The organism is Bacteroides sp. Phil13 (assembly GCF_001940965.1).
GTDB lineage: Bacteria > Bacteroidota > Bacteroidia > Bacteroidales > Bacteroidaceae > Bacteroides > Bacteroides intestinalis.
Genome location: NZ_MSHA01000049.1, coordinates 61,763 through 80,212 on the forward strand (window position 1 = coordinate 61,763; position 18,450 = coordinate 80,212).

Below are 18,450 nucleotides of genomic sequence, written 5' to 3' on the forward strand. Positions count from 1 at the left end.
GTACCTACTACAATTTTACTTAACCGTCGCAACAAAAAGAGATAAAAGTGGCAATGCGGCGGCTTAACCTCTGAAACTTATATTATTCATGCGAATCAGGAGGGGAAAGTATGTTCATATCCCGTCAGAAAGGATTTATACAGCCAGCAAGTTTTATTAGCTCTTTATACCTTACTAAACTTGCATGCCGACTTATAATCGTTAACCTAAAGATAACATTGCGATAACATTCCTTCTCTGCTCACCGCCTTACCTTTGCAACATCGAAATAACCCCAATGTATCACTTAAATAATAAACAAGCCATGAAGAAATTTCAGAAAATAGGAATCGAATTTGCAAAAGGTATTGCAATAGTTTTGGCAGCTTACGTATTAATGGCCACAGTCAATCCTGCATACACAGGACTCAAACACGCCATTGCAAATATATTCTTCAATTAATAAAAAGAACAGATGATGAAAGCGGATATCTCAATTGTACAAAGCAAGAAAGGAACTGAAATCATGGTTTCGGGAAATAAGATCAACAAGTATGGAATACTGGCTGCAATCCTCTTTACAGTACCTATATTGCTCCTGTTCCGATGGATACACGGAGAAAATATGGCTCATGTATCATTGCTGATATTCTGGTCGTGCGCTCTGGCAGGCTTTGGAGTAAATCTATTGCTTCATGCACTATTCTTCGGAATCTTTTCGCCCAAAGGTTTCCGGTCTATCTCTTTCGTAAAGCATAAGGGAGGCATACGCTTCTGCCACTGCAACGAACCCATCAGAATGTGGCAATATCGCACAACCTGCTTCTTACCTATTCTGTTGTTAGGCATCCTTCCGCTTTTGTACGGCATGGCAACAGGGAGCTATTATTTCACATTATTCGGAACATTCTTACTTATCGGTAGCATAGACGACATCTGCATCCTCTGGAAACTGCGTTCATTCGGCAAAGATGCATTCATCAACGACTGTTCACAGGAGTTGCGATTCCATATATGGTAATGTCAGGATCGTGCCGGAAAATAAAGAGTAAACTCACTGAAACGCCCTTCTTCACTCTCCACTTCTACCCTGCCTTCATGTGCCAGCATCACTTGCTGCACATAGTTCAAACCTAAGCCAAAGCCTGTGGCTCCCCCTTTACTACTGCGTGCTGCCGCCGCAGAGCGTTCAAAGCGATTGAAGATACGCGACTGGTCTTTCAAGGAGATACCCAACCCGTTATCGCATACTTTAATTTTGCAGATTCCCCTCTCCGACTCACAGATTATATCTATTTTCACCTCTTCACGAGAATACTTGATCGCATTGTCCAATAAGTTTCCCAGCACTTCACGCAGGCAGAAAGCATCCGCATAGACCGTCTCACAACGATGATAAACCGTATTGAATTCCACTTTTTTATTAGATTTCAAAGAAATCTTCGCTATCAGATCATCAAGCAAGGGGCGCAAGGCGACTTCTTCCTTATGCAGCTTCAAATGCCCTTCGTCCAATTGTGTCAGCATCAATACCCTGTTCGATAAAGCCAGTAGATGCTCGCTTTCTTCCATTATCACCCGTCGGTATTTCTCTTCTTTTTCGGGCTTATCCTCCAGTTTCCCCCCTGCCAGCACATGTGCCGCCATCAGTATGGAGTTCAACGGAGACTTCATATCATGAATCATAGCGTAAGTAAAGTCTTTCTGAAACTGCTCCAGGCGATGTTGCATCCGAAGCACTTTCACCTGACCGAAGATACAATCGAGCATCACCAGGAATGTAATCCATAGGGGCAACAAAAGATACCAGATAGAAGTCGCCACATAACGATAAGGGTTCTTCACAACTCCCTGCACGCAAAGCGTACTGTCTTCCTTCAACGGTATAAACCGGGAAGTATAGTCACCGTACTTCACAGAAGTATATCCTACCTGTGCAACCGTACTGTCCGAAGGATAGCGGAACTGACGGATTCCACTGCGTGATTTCATTCCCAACCGGCTGAGATATCCGGCAAAGGCAGAATCCAGATACTGGAAATTCATCTCTACTCCTTCCAAGTGTTTCTGCATAATCAAAGCTGCACGAAGACGGTAATTTTGATCAATCGTATTGTGCGTATGCACCACATACAATATATTTATAGTATACTCTGCCTCTTTTCCTTTTAAATATTCTCTTTGCTCTTCGGCAAAAGGCGACTCGCTTCTTTTTATCCGTTCTTCGGATTCTCTGTTTTCTCCGGGTTGCGAGCGGAACAAAGGATAACGGCTATACATCACTTCATCATAAAAAGCAGCCTCAAAACAGTCATTCACCTGATAAACCGTCTCACGGGCAGCCGTACGATACAAATAAACGAACCAGGCCACCATCAACAAACAGCTTGCCAGCAGACTGATTATAAAGAATATCTTGAAAGAGTGCTGCTTACGTGCCTGCCTTTTCCATTCTTCTTCTTTGGCAGCGGAGAGTGTTTCTTCCGTCATATCCAGAATATGCTTACCCGATGTTTCTATCTCTTCCCACCGTTGTCCGGAAATCCGGCTACGCACTTCGCCTATCGGCTGTCTCATTTTCTCCGCCAAAGTATAGAAGGCAGAACGTTGTTCTTCAATGCCCCGCCGTTGGCTGATGATATACTTCATCTGTTGCGCCCAACTATAAATAAGAAAAGCGGTCAGCAACAAAGTAGGAAGAAACAAGAAGAATACATCTTTTACAAGCGGAAGGAAAGGGGCGATAATAGCCGCTTCTATAGCTTCCCCTTTCTTTTCATTCAGCCATGCAGTATCGGAGACCACTGTCTTGAAACGCCTGTAGGCAGAATACTGGCTATGGTCTTCAGCCGCATCAATCCACACGGTCCGGTCTATATTCTTCCATTTCAGTTTCTTTTCCAACGTCCTTTCCATCTCATCCAGAGGTATCGTCACCTGATAAACATCTTGCAGGAAAGAAGCGGCCTGTTGATATCCCAGAAAAACTTCATTATCCATAGGTCTATTCTCATCTTTAGGTATGTACGAATAGAAAGGAATAGTATAGTCGGGAAAGGGCAAGTTGTTGATTTGATTATCTACCGTCTCTATAAAAGCCTGCCGGAAACATTCGTCCAGTGTACGTTTGGCTTCTTTCTTATAACTGTCATAGGCATACATCATCCCTCCCAATTGTATCACTACAACGAGAAACAGTCCAACAATAGAAAGGATGTAAAGGGAACGGAGCTTCATCTTATCATTATTTTGGGGACAAAGATACTGTTTTCAGCATCCATTTCCATACAGGAAGAACACGAATTGTATATTCACCCGCATTTATTTCTTCCTCTTCATAAAGACAGTTTATTTAATTTCTTTCTTTCCGGAAAAGATAAAAATACAAAATACTTTCTTTTTGAAAAAGAAACATCTGATAAATTATGAAAAAAGCCTATTATCCTATCATTTCAGCACCTTCCCCCGGGTACGGATTTGGTAAGATACAAAGCCATATTTGCAGTTAATACAATCACCGGAATTTCTGTGTTAACCTAATGATAACATTGCGATAACATTCCATCCCGCACCCTTGCCCTATCTTTGCAACATCGAAAGAAACAAAAATGTATAACTTAAAAAATAAAATCATTATGAAAGCTTTAGTAGTATCAGTAGTATTCGCATTGACATCAGTAGTAAACGCAGTAAGCGGGAACAATGTAAAGGATTTCGCCTATAACACGGAAATGAACGAAGGTCTCGTAAAGACGGAAACCGTATTTAAAGTAGAGAACCGGAAGTATCTGCATAATCATTTGCAGTATAACTATGCGTACAATGCCGAAGGACGAGTATCAGCCAAAGAGGTATTGAAATGGAATAAGGAAAACCAACGTTTCGAAAAGCAATATTGCCTGAATTTCTCTTATGACGGAACGGATATAAACGTGGAATATGTAGCATGGAACAGCAAAACGAACGCTTATGCCGATGTAAAAGCCAAAGCTGTTTACCAGATAAACGCAATGGGTACAAGTTACCAAAGCTATAAATGGAACAAGAAAGATAATTCCTGGAACCTGACGGCAGAACACAGCACGCAAGCGGAAGAAATTATGTTGTTTGCTGAAAAATGATCCGTTGATTATTTCCTTCCTGCTATATACACTCCACCCATAATGCAGCCTGCACCAATCAGCGCAATGATTGTCAGATGTTCATCCAACAGGACAGCCGATCCTACCAAAGTGAACAACGGATTGAGATAAATATAATTGGAAGCACGCACCGTACCGAGATTTTTCAGCACCACATTCCATACCGCAAAGCAAACCAATGAAGCAAGCACGCCCAAGAATAACAGGTTCAACAGGACAGAAGGCTCCATAAGCAAAGAAAGATCTGCCTGCCAAGGCTGGAACAGAAAAACAGGAAGTATGGTCAATATCCCATAAAAGAATATCTTGCGGGTAATGAAGATTGTATTATACCTCCCTGTCATCTTCTTCATTATCAAACTATAAAATGCCCAGGAAAGAGCGGCAAGCAAAGTAAGAAAATCGCCCAACGGAGAGATTTTCAAAACAAAACTACCATTATAAACCACCATTGCCACTCCCACCAATGCCATCAGTGAACCGCCTATCAAAGTACGGGTAGCCTTTTCCTTCTTATAAATCATCAGTGAAAAGATAGTGGTGAGCAACGGAGCCGTACAAACAATAAACGCCACATTGGTAGCCAATGTAATGCCTAAAGCCATATTCTCCGTCAGAAAATAGACAGAACCGCCTGTAATACCACCCAATAACAACCAAAGTTCATCTTTCCAGTTATTTGCAAACAGCTTGCGGGGAGATATAAACCAGATACCAATATAAGCAATCAGAAAACGAAGCAGAAAGATTTCTTTCGGAGAAAGTCCATTGGCTATTAAAACTTTGGTGGAGATAAAAGTTAATCCCCACACTCCTACGGTGAAGATAGCTATCAGATGATAGGTGTAATTTTTCTTCTCATTCATACGTTCCCGATAAATTGGAGGCAAAGATATACTATTTCTACTTTTTGTACAATAAAACAAGGGATTTAATAGACACCGGAAACGTTTTTAATAAATAAGGGTGACGTTTTTTAAAAACTTTACCCACGTTTATTAACAACATGATTAGAGTGCTTTTTAGCAATCTGGCAGAAAAATAAACAAAAAGGGATGTAATCTTCTCAGACTTCATCCCTTGAAATATCCTAAAAACACTTTTGTGTAAAATCCTATTGAATTAACTTAGCCATTTTTTGTATTACATTACTTGAATTAGTTTTAATAAGCACTTCACAAATATCTGCAATAAAAATTACTTTGTCAAGTATTTATTTATATTTTTTCTACCTTTTCTGCAACTTTATCATTAAACAGGAAAAAATATATATTTTCAAATGTTCCGCTACCTGTCTGAAACGTATCCGAACCGTACTTGCTCCGTACATTCTTCGGCCAAAAGTACCTCTACATGGAGAAAGTATGGCTTTAGTACGGAGCAAGTGTATCCCAGGTACGGCCCGGACATATACTTTTTTGTTGTACTAAGCTATGAATCTGAAAATAAACCTGTAAATTTGCACCGTTTAATAAAGTATATAACTAAGTATCAACCATAAAATAACGAAAGAAAACCATTATGGAGTACAATTTCAGGGAGATTGAAAAGAAGTGGCAGAAAAGGTGGGTGGAAGAGAAAACCTACCAAGTGAAGGAAGATGAGACGAAGCAGAAGTACTATGTACTAAACATGTTCCCCTACCCCTCCGGTGCGGGCCTACACGTAGGACACCCGCTGGGATACATTGCTTCGGACATTTATGCCCGTTACAAACGACTGCAGGGCTTCAATGTACTAAATCCCATGGGATATGATGCTTACGGACTTCCCGCCGAACAATATGCTATACAAACGGGACAACATCCTGCAATTACTACGATCAACAATATCGACCGTTACCGTGAGCAGTTGGATAAGATAGGTTTCTGTTTCGACTGGAGCCGCGAAATACGTACGTGCGAACCGGAATATTATCATTGGACGCAATGGGCATTCCAGAAGATGTTCAACAGCTATTATTGCAATGATGAAAAGCAGGCCCGCCCTATCGAAGAACTGATACAGGCTTTCGAGCAAGTAGGTACCAACGGTATGAATGTGGCTTGTGGCGAAGAACTCAGCTTCACTGCCGAAGAATGGAAAGCCAAGAGCGAGAAAGAGAAACAGGAAATCCTGATGAACTATCGCATCGCCTATCTGGGTGAAACGATGGTAAACTGGTGTGCCCAATTGGGTACGGTTCTGGCCAACGATGAAGTGATAGACGGTGTATCCGAACGTGGAGGTTTCCCCGTAGTTCAGAAGAAGATGCGTCAATGGTGTCTTCGCGTTTCCGCCTATTCACAACGCTTGCTGGACGGACTGGATACCATCGAATGGACAGATTCTCTGAAAGAAACTCAAAGAAACTGGATCGGTCGCAGCGAAGGTGCCGAAGTACAATTCAAAGTAAAAGACAGCGATCTGGAATTTACCATCTTCACCACTCGCGCAGATACGATGTTCGGTGTTACTTTCATGGTGTTGGCGCCGGAAAGCGAATTGGTAGCTCAGTTGACTACTCCTGAACAAAAGGATGAAGTTAACGCTTATCTAGAACGCACCAAGAAACGTACCGAGCGTGATCGTATTACAGACCGCAGCGTGACGGGTGTATTCTCCGGAAGTTATGCCATTAATCCTTTCACAGGTGAGGCAGTGCCCATCTGGATTAGCGACTATGTACTTGCCGGTTATGGTACAGGTGCCATCATGGCTGTACCTGCACACGATAGCCGTGACTACGCTTTCGCCAAACATTTCGGATTGGAGATCCGTCCGTTGGTAGAAGGTTGTGATGTCAGCGAAGAGAGCTTTGATGCTAAAGAAGGTATCGTTTGCAACTCTCCGAGACCTGATGTAACTCCTTACTGTGATCTTACATTGAACGGACTGACCATCAAAGAAGCTATCGAAAAGACCAAGAACTACGTAAAAGAACATAATCTGGGACGCGTAAAAGTGAATTATCGTCTTCGTGACGCTATCTTCTCCCGCCAGCGCTACTGGGGCGAACCGTTCCCGGTTTACTACAAGGATGGAATGCCTTATATGATCGACGAAAGCAGTTTGCCACTCGAATTGCCGGAAGTTGCCAAATTCCTTCCTACCGAAACCGGAGAACCACCGTTGGGACATGCTACCAAATGGGCTTGGGACACCGTAAACAAATGTGTGGTAGAGAATGAAAAGATAGATAACGTCACCGTATTCCCTCTTGAACTGAATACTATGCCGGGCTTTGCAGGTTCCAGCGCTTACTATCTGCGCTATATGGACCCGCATAACAATAAAGCATTGGTTGATAAGAAAATAGATGAATACTGGAGAAGCGTCGACCTCTATGTAGGCGGTACGGAACATGCTACGGGACACTTGATTTATTCACGTTTCTGGAATAAATTCCTGTACGATGTAGGAGTGTCTATCGTAGAAGAACCGTTCCAGAAGTTGGTTAATCAAGGTATGATACAGGGACGTAGCAACTTCGTTTACCGTATCAAAGATAGCAATAAGTTCGTTTCTCTGAATCTGAAGGATCAGTACGACACTACCCCACTCCATGTGGATGTAAATATCGTATCCAATGATATTCTGGATCTTGAAGCTTTCAAAGCATGGCGTCCTGAATTTGCCAACGCTGAGTTTATCCTGGAAGATGGTAAATACATCTGCGGCTGGGCTGTGGAGAAGATGAGTAAATCCATGTTCAACGTAGTTAATCCCGATATGATTGTTGAGAAATACGGTGCGGATACATTGCGTATGTACGAGATGTTCCTCGGTCCGGTAGAGCAATCCAAGCCTTGGGATACGAATGGTATCGATGGTGTGTACCGTTTCATCAAGAAATTCTGGTCACTGTTCTACGACCGTAACGGTAGTTATATAGTGATGGATGAACCTGCAACCAAGGAAGAACTGAAATCTTTGCATAAACTGATTAAGAAAGTAACGAGTGATATTGAACAGTTCTCTTACAATACTTCCGTCAGTGCTTTCATGATTTGTGTAAACGAGTTATTCAGCCTGAAATGCAGCAAGAAAGAGATATTGAATCAACTGGTTATCGTATTGGCTCCTTTCGCTCCGCACGTATGTGAAGAGTTGTGGGATACACTGGGTCATGAAGACTCAGTTTGCGATGCCAACTGGCCTGCTTACAACGAAGAATACCTGGTGGAAGATACAATCAACTACACCATATCTTTCAATGGTAAGGCACGCTTCAATATGGAATTCCCTGCTGACGAAACATCAGAAGTCATTCAAAGCACCGTATTGGCAGATGAACGTTCGGCTAAATGGATGGAAGGCAAATCAGTAGTGAAGGTAATTGTCGTTCCGAAGAAGATCGTAAACATTGTTATTAAATAAATAAGTTACGAACTACGGGGTACAAGCTACAAGTAGAGAAGGAAAAGGCAACTTGACTCACTCCCTTGTAGCTCGTAACTTATAGCTCGTAGCTAATATCTTGTAACTGATTAATATGCAAATTACAAAACCAACCAAAGCCGAAATGATGAGAGAGTTACGGGACTATATCTTCATCACTGTCGGTCTTATCAGTTATGCCTTGGGATGGGCGTTGTTTCTGATTCCTTATCAGATAACGACAGGAGGAACTACGGGTATCGGTGCAATTATCTATTACGCCACGGGGTTTCCTATCCAATGGTCATACTTCATCATCAATGCTGTCTTAATGACATTTGCCATTAAAATACTGGGTCCTAAATTCAGTATTAAAACTACGTTTGCCATCTTCGGGCTGACATTCTTTTTATGGTTTTTCCAAATGCTTGTAAATGGTCCAGACAATACACCACCACTTATACTGGGACCGGGACAGGACTTCATGGCTTGTATGATAGGTGCCGTGATGTGCGGTGCAGGTCTTGGAGTCGTATTCAATTGCAACGGAAGTACGGGCGGAACGGATATTATCGCCGCCATTATACATAAGTATAAAGACGTCACACTGGGACGTATGGTGATGCTTTGCGATGTGATTATTATCAGTTCCTGTTACTTCGTATTCCATGACTGGAGACGCGTGATATTTGGTTTTGTAACTTTGTTTGTTATCGGTTTCGTATTAGACTATATCGTGAACAGTGCCCGTCAGTCCGTGCAATTTTTTATCTTCTCCAAAGAGTATGAAAAAATTGCCGATCGCATTACGAAAGAGACCCACCGTGGCGTAACCGTTCTGGACGGCATAGGATGGTACAGTAAACACAATGTAAAAGTGCTCGTTGTATTAGCATATAAGCGTCAGTCAATTGATATTTTCCGTTTGGTGAAAGACATTGACCCGAACGCATTTATCTCTCAAAGCTCTGTTATCGGAGTCTATGGAGAAGGTTTCGACCGGTTGAAAGTGAAATAAAAACCAATCAACATATGAAACATAAATTCGTATTTGCCACAAACAATGCACACAAATTGGAAGAAGTAACGGCTATTTTAGGTAAAAGAATAGAACTTCTCAATCTGAAAGACATTCATTGCCATACAGACATACCTGAAACTGCCGATACTTTGGAAGGAAACGCTTTACTGAAAGCACAGTACATTTATGAAAACTACCAGATGGATTGTTTTGCCGATGATACCGGTCTGGAAGTAGAAGCTTTGAATGGAGAACCGGGAGTTTATTCGGCACGCTATGCCGGAGACGGACATAATGCAGAAGCAAATATGCTGAAACTGCTACATGCCATGGAAGGAATAGAAAACCGGAAAGCACAATTCCGCACTGCATTCGCACTGATTATCGACGGAAAAGAGCATTTGTTCGAAGGTGTAATCAAAGGAGAAATCATCAAAACCAGAAGAGGAAACTCCGGTTTCGGATATGATCCTATATTTGTTCCCGAAGGGTATACACAGACTTTTGCAGAAATGGGTAACGAACTTAAAAACAAAATCAGCCACCGTGCCATAGCTACAAACAAACTTTGCAAATTCCTTAATAGCATACAATAAACCCGAAAATATGGAGTTATTAGTTTGTAAGTGTGTTGCTTACAAACTAATATAACTCTGATTTTATGAGATTTCAATATATAGTTCTTCTCTGCTTAATCTATTTTCTGCCTGCCTATTCGCAAAATGCGATAGGAGAGTGGCAAACTTACCTCTCTTATCATAACCCTACCCGCAGTGAAGTCATTGGAAGTAAACTCTTCATCCTTGCCAATGGTGATTTATATGCTTATGATAAAGAAGATACCAGCATACGAACTTATTCAAAATCTTTTCTGCTAAGCGATACGGAAATATCTTATATTGCTTACCAATCAGCCTATAAATCATTGGTCATTATTTATTCCAATGCAAATATAGACCTGTTGGTGAATGAGGAAGATATCTATAACCTTCCCGATTATAAAAACAAGAATATGACACAGGATAAGACGGTCAACCACGCTTGTTTTTATAAGGAATACACGTATTTATCCACTGCGTCGGGTATTCTTTGTATCAATCTGAAAAAGCGGGAAATCAGCAATTACTATCCTCTGAATAAAAACGTTCTGGCATGTAATGTATCGGATAATCATCTTTATGCCGCTACTTCCGAAGGGTTGTTTGCAGGGTTATTGACAGAAAATCTGCTGGATATTAAGAACTGGAAGAAAGTATCGGATGATACCTCTGAATTCCTCTCGCAATACCACGATATTCCTTTCAAAGAAAAAGTACCTGAAAACATTACTCCGAATAGTCCTGTACGAAACTATCCGTATTATATGAATTTTGCCGGAGAACGATTGCTGATTACCGGAGGAGGGCATATAGCCAACAGACTTGACAGGCCCGGAACCATTATGACCTTTGAAAATAATACCTGGAATAGTTTTCAGGAAGAAGGCATCAGTGAACAAACCAAACATCGATACGATGACATAAACTGTATTGTGCAAGATCCTAAAGACATTGCTCATCATTTTGCAGCATCAGCAGGAGAAGGGATTTACGAATTTAAAGATGGGAAGTTCATAAACTGGTATAGTATGCATAACAGTCCGTTGGAAAGTGCTGTACCTAATGAACCTTGGGCAGATAGTTATGTACGCGTGAACGGATTGATTTATGACAAAGAAAATAACCTTTGGATGGTGAGTTGTGAGACACAACATGCAGTGAGTGTATTGATGAAAAATGGTGACTGGGTAAGTCTTCATTATCCGGAAATAGTAAAAGCAAGTAATTTCGGACGGACTATCTTTGATAAAAGAGGTTGGCTGTGGGCTACTTCTTCGCGTATAGAGTCGGGAGGATTGTTTTGTTTGAATTATAACGGCACTATAGCAGATACTTCGGACGACCAACACAGGTTCATTACCCGGTTTACGAATCAAGACGGAGCCCTTTTAGAACAGCTGGCGGTTTATTGCATTGCCGAGGATAAAGAGGGAGTCATCTGGATCGGTACTAACAGAGGTCCTTTGGTACTGAACAATCCTTCCCGCTATTTCAATGATAACTTCTATTGTACACAGATTAAAGTTCCGCGCAATGATGACAGTGGGTTAGCTGATTTCTTATTGGTGAACGAAGCGATTAATGCCATTGCAATAGATGGTGCCAACAGAAAATGGATAGGTACGGCGTCCAATGGAATTTACCTGATAAGTGCGGATGGAATGGAAACGATTCATCACTTTACGGAAGAGAATAGTCCGCTACTTTCCAATAGCATCGTATCTATTGCCATACATCCCCGTACCGGCGAAGTCTTCATCGGAACAGGCAAGGGGATCGTTTCTTACCAAAGTGACGCTACAAAGGCTGAAAACAGCTTTAAAGAGAGTAATGTACGTGCTTATCCTAATCCGGTACGTCCGGACTACAGCGGAGTGATTACTGTTACGGGAATGGTTTACGACAGTGATGTGAAGATTGTGGATACTGCCGGACATCTTATTTATCAAGGTACTTCCCTGGGAGGGCAATTCACTTGGGATGGAAGAAATAAGCAGGGTAGGAGAGTGGCCACAGGAATATATATGGTACTTGCCGCAGACAGTGAAGGAAAAGAGGGGATTGTTACGAAAATTGCATTTATCAAATAACATAAAGTTATAATTTATTTTTTATTTTTTTATATTTTTGTTTTTCTTTCTATAACGAATTGTCCTAATTTTGTAGCAAACCAATATAAAATATAGAAAAACACCATGAAAATAAAAGTTGGTTTGATTGGGTTCGGGCGAATGGGACAGATGTATTTGGAAAGCATGCAAAAGACTAATCGGTGGGACATTGCATATATCTGCGACACAGATTCCGCTTCTCGAGAGTTGGCAAGAACTCTTTCACCTACATCCAAAATCATATCCGATGAACAGGAAATATTCAATGATGACAGCGTACAGGCCGTAGGACTCTTTACGTTAGCTGATTCACGGAAAGATCAAATAGAGAAAGCTATTCAAAGTAAAAAACACATTATTTCGGAAAAACCCGTTGCCGATACCATCGATAAAGAATGGAAAGTGGTAGATCTAGTGGAAAAAAGTGATATTTTTTCCACAGTAAATCTTTACTTGCGCAACTCATGGTATCATCAGATCATGAAACAATTTATTGAAGAAGGTGAAATAGGTGAACTAGCCATTCTACGAATCTGTCACATGACTCCAGGACTGGCACCAGGCGAAGGACACGAGTACGAAGGCCCTGCTTACCACGATTGCGGCATGCACTACATAGACATTGCCCGTTGGTATGCCAATAGCGAATATAAAACTTGGCATGCACAAGGTATACGAATGTGGAACTATAAAGATCCCTGGTGGGTACAGTGCCACGGTACTTTCCAAAACGGAATTGTATTTGATGTTACACAAGGTTTCGTCTACGGACAACTCTCCAAAAATCAAACTCATAACGCATATACGGATATCATTGGTACAAAAGGTATTGTACGCATGACGCATGATTTCCAAACTGCTGTAGTAGAACTTCACGGAGTGAACCGTACACTTCGTCTGGAAAAACCATTTGGCGGGAAGAATCTAGACAAGCTTTGTGACATTATGGCTAATTCTATTGAAAGTGGAAAACGTGACCCACGGCTTCCGCAGATGCGTGATTCTGCAATCGCATCCCAATATGGTTGGACATTCTTGGAAGATGCACACCGAAATGACTTGTCCGCTATCGGAGATTTACAGACACTAGAAGAAATTAGGGAACGCCGAAAGTATATGAAAGAAGGCTACGGACTCCTTCGTCCGAAAAGAACTGTAGTCTGACATATTGGTAATATTGATTGTTTTAAGATTCATAATATTAACCATTTTTTAAATCTAAAAAACCATGTCAAAATTTACAAGAAGAGAATTTCTTAAGACCGGAGGTTTAGCTTTGGCAGGACTTACAATTGCTCCAAGTACCATTTTAGGTCGTAGCCACGGACACGTACCTCCTAGTGACCGATTGAACATTGCTGCCGTTGGTATCGGTGGAATGGGACACACCAACATCAACCATGTGAAGAATACAGAAAACATCGTAGCCCTCTGTGACGTAGATTGGCGCTACGCAAAAGGTGTATTCGACGAATTCCCCAATGCAAAGAAATATTGGGATTATCGTAAAATGTACGATGAAATGGGAAAATCCATTGATGCAGTGATCGTTGCTACTGCCGACCATACACATGCCATCATTACAGCCGATGCCATGACAATGGGTAAACACGTATATTGCCAAAAACCGCTGACGCACTCTGTATATGAGTCTCGTCTACTCACTCGTCTGGCCGCTTCCACTGGTGTAGTTACCCAAATGGGTAACCAAGGCTCTTCAGATGAAGGTACTGACTTAGTATGCGAATGGATATGGAACGGTGAAATTGGCGATGTAATAAAAGTGGAATGCGCTACCGACCGCCCCATCTGGCCGCAAGGACTGAACGTTCCTGAAAAGGAAGACCGTATTCCTCGTACACTAAACTGGGATTTATTTACTGGTCCTGCCAAATTGAATCCTTATAACGAAATCTATCATCCTTGGAACTGGCGCGGATGGTGGGATTATGGTACAGGTGCTTTGGGCGATATGGCCTGCCACATCCTGCACCAACCGTTTAGGGCTTTGAAGTTACAATATCCTACTAAGGTGGAAGGCTCGTCTACATTATTACTCAATTCTTGTGCTCCGCAAGCACAGCATGTGAAGCTGACTTTCCCCGCACGCGAAAATATGCCGAAAGTGGCTATGCCCGAAGTGGAAGTTCACTGGTACGACGGTGGCATGATGCCTGAACGTCCGAAAGGATTCCCCGAAGGAAAACAACTGATGCAAAGTGGTGGTGGTCTAACCATCTTCCATGGTACCAAAGACACACTAATTTGCGGTTGCTATGGACAAAACCCATGGTTGCTTTCAGGTCGTGTACCCAATGCACCGAAAGTCTGCCGTCGTGTACCGAAGGCTATGAATGGCGGTCATGAAATGGACTGGGTACGTGCTTGCAAAGAAAGCGCTTCAAACCGTGTAATGCCGAAATCTGACTTCTCGGAAGCAGGCCCAATGAACGAAATGGTAGCTATGGGTGTATTAGCAATCCGTCTACAGGGTTTAAATAAGACATTGGAATGGGACGGTGCCAATATGCGTTTTACTAATATCGGTGACGAGGAAACTATCCGTACAGTCATCAAGGATGGTTTCAAGATACACAACGGTCATCCTACGTTCGACAAAACATGGACCGATCCTGTCAATGCCAAAGCATTTGCCGAAGAACTTGTGAAGCACAACTACCGCGAAGGTTGGAAATTACCCGATATGCCAAGATAACAATCAAACATAAACTATTTAATATTTTTTTATTATGAAGAAAATTTATTATCCTTTGGCTTGCTGCCTCATTGGTGGTATGCTAGCTTCTTGTGGAGGCGGTGCCAAAAAACAAAATGTTACGGAAGAAAGTACGCCTACTACCGTTACATTATCTTATTCCAAATCATTAAAGGGAGCTGAAACAGACAGTCTGACCCTACCGATAGACGCTGATGGCTATATAACTATCTTCGACGGAACAAGCTTGGACGGATGGCGCGGATATGGCAAAGACCAAGTACCCTCCAGATGGACTATTGAAGATGGCTGTCTTAAATTTAACGGCACAGGTACTGGTGAAGGACAGACTGGTGAAGGAGGCGATTTAATCTTCGCCCACAAATTCAAAAACTTCGAGATGGAATTAGAATGGAAGATTTCGAAAGGTGGTAACTCCGGTATCTTCTATCTGGCTCAGGAAGTCACTTCTCAAGACAAGGACGGTAATGAAGTGTTGGAACCTATCTACATCTCCGCTCCCGAATTCCAAGTACTGGACAACGCTAATCATCCCGATGCCAAACTGGGCAAGGACAATAACCGTCAGGCAGCTTCTCTGTATGATATGATTCCTGCAGTTCCTCAGAATGCCAAACCATTCGGTGAATGGAATAAAGCCAAAATTATGGTATACAAAGGCACCGTAGTTCATGGACAAAACGACGAGAACGTATTGGAATACCACTTATGGACCAAGCAATGGACAGATATGTTGCAGGCCAGCAAATTCAGTGAAGAAAAATGGCCTTTGGCATTTGAACTCCTGAACAACTGTGGCGGAGACAATCACGAAGGTTTCATTGGTGTACAAGACCATGGAGACGACGTTTGGTTCCGTAACATCCGCGTGAAGGTTCTTGACTAATCCTTTCTTTTCAAACATAACGATGCCTGCAATGAGAATCATCGCTTTTAAAAGCGACAGCCTCGTTGCAGGCATTTATCCAATATAATCCATGAAAAATTAACAAACATGATAATGAAGAATTATTTACTTACAGTGCTGACAACCTTCTGTCTGACTGTGCCACAAGCATGTACCACACCCCAATCCCCCCAAAAGAAGGAAAAAGAAAAAAAAGAAGTCGCCATACAACTCTATTCCGTGAGAGATTTGATAAACAATGGCGGAGACCTCAACAAAATTCTGAAAGACTTGGCAGATATGGGTTATACCAGTGTGGAAGCTGCTAACTACAATGATGGAAAATTCTATGGCAAGACGCCCCAAGAGTTTAAACAAATGGTAGAGACCAATGGAATGAAAGTACTTTCCTCACACACATCGCACGGCTTGTCGGACAAGGAATTATCTTCAGGTGACTTTACGGAAGCTCTGGCATGGTGGGATCAATGTATAGCTGATCACAAAGCTGCCGGTATGGAATACATTGTGACTCCATGGCTTGGCGTACCCAAGACTTTGAAAGAATTGCAGACCTACTGTGATTATTACAATGAAGTGGGCAAGCGTTGCAATGCTGCCGGACTGAAATACGGTTACCACAACCATGCTCACGAATTCCAAAAAGTAGAAGACAAGGAAATAATGCTGGATTATATGCTGCAACACACCAATCCCGAATATGTATTCTTCCAAATGGACGTTTACTGGGTAGTGCGTGGAGATAACAGTCCGGTAGATTACTTCAATAAATATCCCGGACGCTTCACAATGCTCCACATTAAAGACCACCGCGAAATAGGGCAAAGCGGTATGGTAGGTTACGATGCTATTTTCAAAAATACAGATAAAGCAGGTGTGCACCATTTGGTGGCAGAGATCGAACAATACAGTTGTCCTGTAGAAGAAAGTGTAAAGCAAAGCCTAGACTATTTACTTGAAGCTCCCTTTGTAAAAGCATCGTATAGCAAATAAACAGGAAAATTATTTATTTGAAAATACTCTTCAATGGGATGGTGAAAACAATAAGGGCGTATCATTTATCTTGATACACCCTATTGTCATTTCATACGACTTTAACAGAATATAAGCGTAGCTAATAATTCATACAACCAAAGTTTATTAAAGCCCCAGCTTTGCCGAAATCTCCAGCATCCTCTTGATAGGCTTCACTGCTTTCTCGGCAATTTCAGAATCTACTATTATTTCCGGAGATTCGTCTTTCAAGCAATTATAAAGCTTTTCCAGCGTATTTAATCTCATGAAGCTACATTCATTGCAGGCACAGGTACTATCGTTAGGAGGAACCGGAATAAACGTCGTTTGCGGACATTTCTTCTGCATCTCATGAAGGATGCCCGATTCGGTAGCAACAATATACTCTTTCTCGGGATGATTCACTGCATACTTCAGCAATGCTGCAGTTGAACCTACCACATCAGCCAACTTCAGAACTACACTCTTACATTCGGGATGTGCCAAGACCACTGCATCGGGATGCTGCGTCTTTAATTCAACAATCTTTTCAACCGAGAATTGTTCGTGTACATGGCATGCGCCGTCCCATAATAACATATTGCGCCCCGTGATAGAGTTAATATAATTCCCCAGATTTCTGTCAGGACCAAAGATTATTTTCTCATCTTTGGGGAAACTTTCCACGATCTGCTTCGCATTGGTAGAAGTTACCACAACATCCGTCACTGCTTTCACGGCAGCTGTCGTATTCACGTAAGATATCACCGTATATCCGGGATGCTCTTTGACAAACTGACTGAACTTGTCCGTCGGACAACTGTCCGCCAACGAACAACCGGCTGCCATATCAGGAACCAGCACTTTCTTATTCGGACAAAGCACCTTGGCTGTTTCACCCATAAAGTGAACACCACACATCACAATGATATCCGCTTCCGTTTTAGCCGCCCATTGAGCTAATGCCAGACTATCGCCGACGTAATCGGCTATATCCTGTATTTCCCCCTTCTGGTAATAGTGCCCCAGAATAATCGCGTTCTTCTCCTTTTTAAGTTGCTTGATAGCTTCTATGAGATTATTCATAATTATATTTTTTATTTCTCTTTCTAATTTAAAAATCCTTTGATGGTGATGATAGGCTGTTAATAGTGTCGACAAGTAAATACGATTTTTCTTGCCGGAGAAGTTATTAGTATGAGATAAAACTTTATCCGTACGTTATCAACGGGCAAATAAAAGGTATATCTCTTGATAATAAGCCATCTATAAAACTCTTTCAACACCTTGTTGATAAAGTGCAAAGTTAATAACTTTATGGTTATAAACCGGTGTAATAGGGCTGAAAAATGTGTTTATATAACCTCAGAAAGTTTCTCTTAACTTTTTTGGAATGTTCATTCCGGTGGGTGCATATACGTTGTTTTGAATATTGCAAGAATTATTTTTGAATTTCTTTCCCTACTCTTTTGACAGCTTTTCAATGGTTATTAACAGGGATGTGAACGGAAAGAAGTATCTTTGCAACAGGAATAAAAAGATAACGTATAAGTACGTTGTTTGTTCTACACTTGTGTGGTTTGTCTGTAATGCTTGTGTTGT

General features: G+C 41.7%; 14 protein-coding genes. 11 read left to right on the plus strand and 3 right to left on the minus strand.

Annotated elements, in window-relative coordinates:
- Window positions 1-304 precede the first annotated feature (304 nt).
- Window positions 305-442, plus strand: coding sequence for a hypothetical protein (locus BWI44_RS09085; RefSeq protein ID WP_167507334.1), 138 nt, complete (start codon window positions 305-307; stop codon window positions 440-442).
- Between the two features lie 12 nt (window positions 443-454).
- Window positions 455-1,000 (plus strand): metalloprotease family protein, encoded by a 546-nt coding sequence (locus BWI44_RS09090; protein WP_195208614.1) that lies wholly within the window; start codon window positions 455-457, stop codon window positions 998-1,000.
- A gap of 2 nt (window positions 1,001-1,002) precedes the next feature.
- Here the strand turns inward: BWI44_RS09090 and BWI44_RS09095 are convergent, their stop codons facing one another.
- Window positions 1,003-3,216 carry a sensor histidine kinase gene (locus BWI44_RS09095; protein ID WP_286813007.1) on the minus strand — a complete coding sequence of 738 codons (2,214 nt, stop codon included), beginning with the start codon at window positions 3,214-3,216 and terminating at the stop codon, window positions 1,003-1,005.
- Window positions 3,217-3,614: 398 nt separating this feature from the next.
- On the opposite strand from BWI44_RS09095, the gene BWI44_RS09100 reads away from it, so the two are divergent.
- Complete coding sequence (locus BWI44_RS09100) at window positions 3,615-4,100, plus strand: DUF3836 domain-containing protein (RefSeq protein WP_195208616.1); 486 nt, start codon at window positions 3,615-3,617, stop codon at window positions 4,098-4,100.
- A gap of 8 nt (window positions 4,101-4,108) precedes the next feature.
- On the opposite strand, the gene BWI44_RS09105 is transcribed toward BWI44_RS09100, so the two are convergent.
- A complete protein-coding gene (locus tag BWI44_RS09105) occupies window positions 4,109-4,987 on the minus strand; it encodes a DMT family transporter (protein WP_007661164.1) in 879 nt (292 codons plus the stop codon).
- A 655-nt stretch (window positions 4,988-5,642) separates the two neighbouring features.
- Here BWI44_RS09105 and leuS point away from each other — a divergent pair.
- The 8 genes from leuS (at window position 5,643) to BWI44_RS09145 (ending at window position 16,848) form a co-directional block, all read left to right on the plus strand.
- Window positions 5,643-8,480 (plus strand): leucine--tRNA ligase, encoded by a 2,838-nt coding sequence (gene leuS / locus BWI44_RS09110; RefSeq protein WP_195208617.1) that lies wholly within the window; start codon window positions 5,643-5,645, stop codon window positions 8,478-8,480.
- A 115-nt stretch (window positions 8,481-8,595) separates the two neighbouring features.
- Entirely contained in the window at window positions 8,596-9,498 is a 903-nt protein-coding gene (locus tag BWI44_RS09115; RefSeq protein WP_007661161.1) for a YitT family protein, read from the plus strand.
- Window positions 9,499-9,512: 14 nt separating this feature from the next.
- A complete protein-coding gene (locus BWI44_RS09120) occupies window positions 9,513-10,097 on the plus strand; it encodes a non-canonical purine NTP diphosphatase (RefSeq protein ID WP_118307839.1) in 585 nt (194 codons plus the stop codon).
- A 65-nt stretch (window positions 10,098-10,162) separates the two neighbouring features.
- Complete coding sequence (gene porZ, locus BWI44_RS09125; protein WP_195208618.1) at window positions 10,163-12,190, plus strand: type IX secretion system anionic LPS delivery protein PorZ; 2,028 nt, start codon at window positions 10,163-10,165, stop codon at window positions 12,188-12,190.
- Window positions 12,191-12,295: 105 nt separating this feature from the next.
- Complete coding sequence (locus tag BWI44_RS09130; protein ID WP_195208619.1) at window positions 12,296-13,375, plus strand: disaccharide 3-dehydrogenase; 1,080 nt, start codon at window positions 12,296-12,298, stop codon at window positions 13,373-13,375.
- Window positions 13,376-13,439: 64 nt separating this feature from the next.
- On the plus strand, window positions 13,440-14,927 hold the full coding sequence (locus BWI44_RS09135; RefSeq protein ID WP_007661155.1) for a glycoside 3-dehydrogenase: 1,488 nt from the start codon (window positions 13,440-13,442) through the stop codon (window positions 14,925-14,927).
- A gap of 34 nt (window positions 14,928-14,961) precedes the next feature.
- Window positions 14,962-15,834 carry a 3-keto-disaccharide hydrolase gene (locus tag BWI44_RS09140; protein ID WP_007661154.1) on the plus strand — a complete coding sequence of 291 codons (873 nt, stop codon included), beginning with the start codon at window positions 14,962-14,964 and terminating at the stop codon, window positions 15,832-15,834.
- A 108-nt stretch (window positions 15,835-15,942) separates the two neighbouring features.
- The gene (locus tag BWI44_RS09145; RefSeq protein ID WP_374937254.1) at window positions 15,943-16,848 is read left to right on the plus strand and encodes a sugar phosphate isomerase/epimerase family protein; all 906 of its coding nucleotides are present in this window, start codon (window positions 15,943-15,945) and stop codon (window positions 16,846-16,848) included.
- A gap of 147 nt (window positions 16,849-16,995) precedes the next feature.
- Here BWI44_RS09145 and nadA read toward each other — a convergent pair whose 3' ends face one another.
- Window positions 16,996-17,934 (minus strand): quinolinate synthase NadA, encoded by a 939-nt coding sequence (gene nadA / locus BWI44_RS09150; RefSeq protein ID WP_286813014.1) that lies wholly within the window; start codon window positions 17,932-17,934, stop codon window positions 16,996-16,998.
- Between the last annotated feature and the right edge of the window lie 516 nt (window positions 17,935-18,450).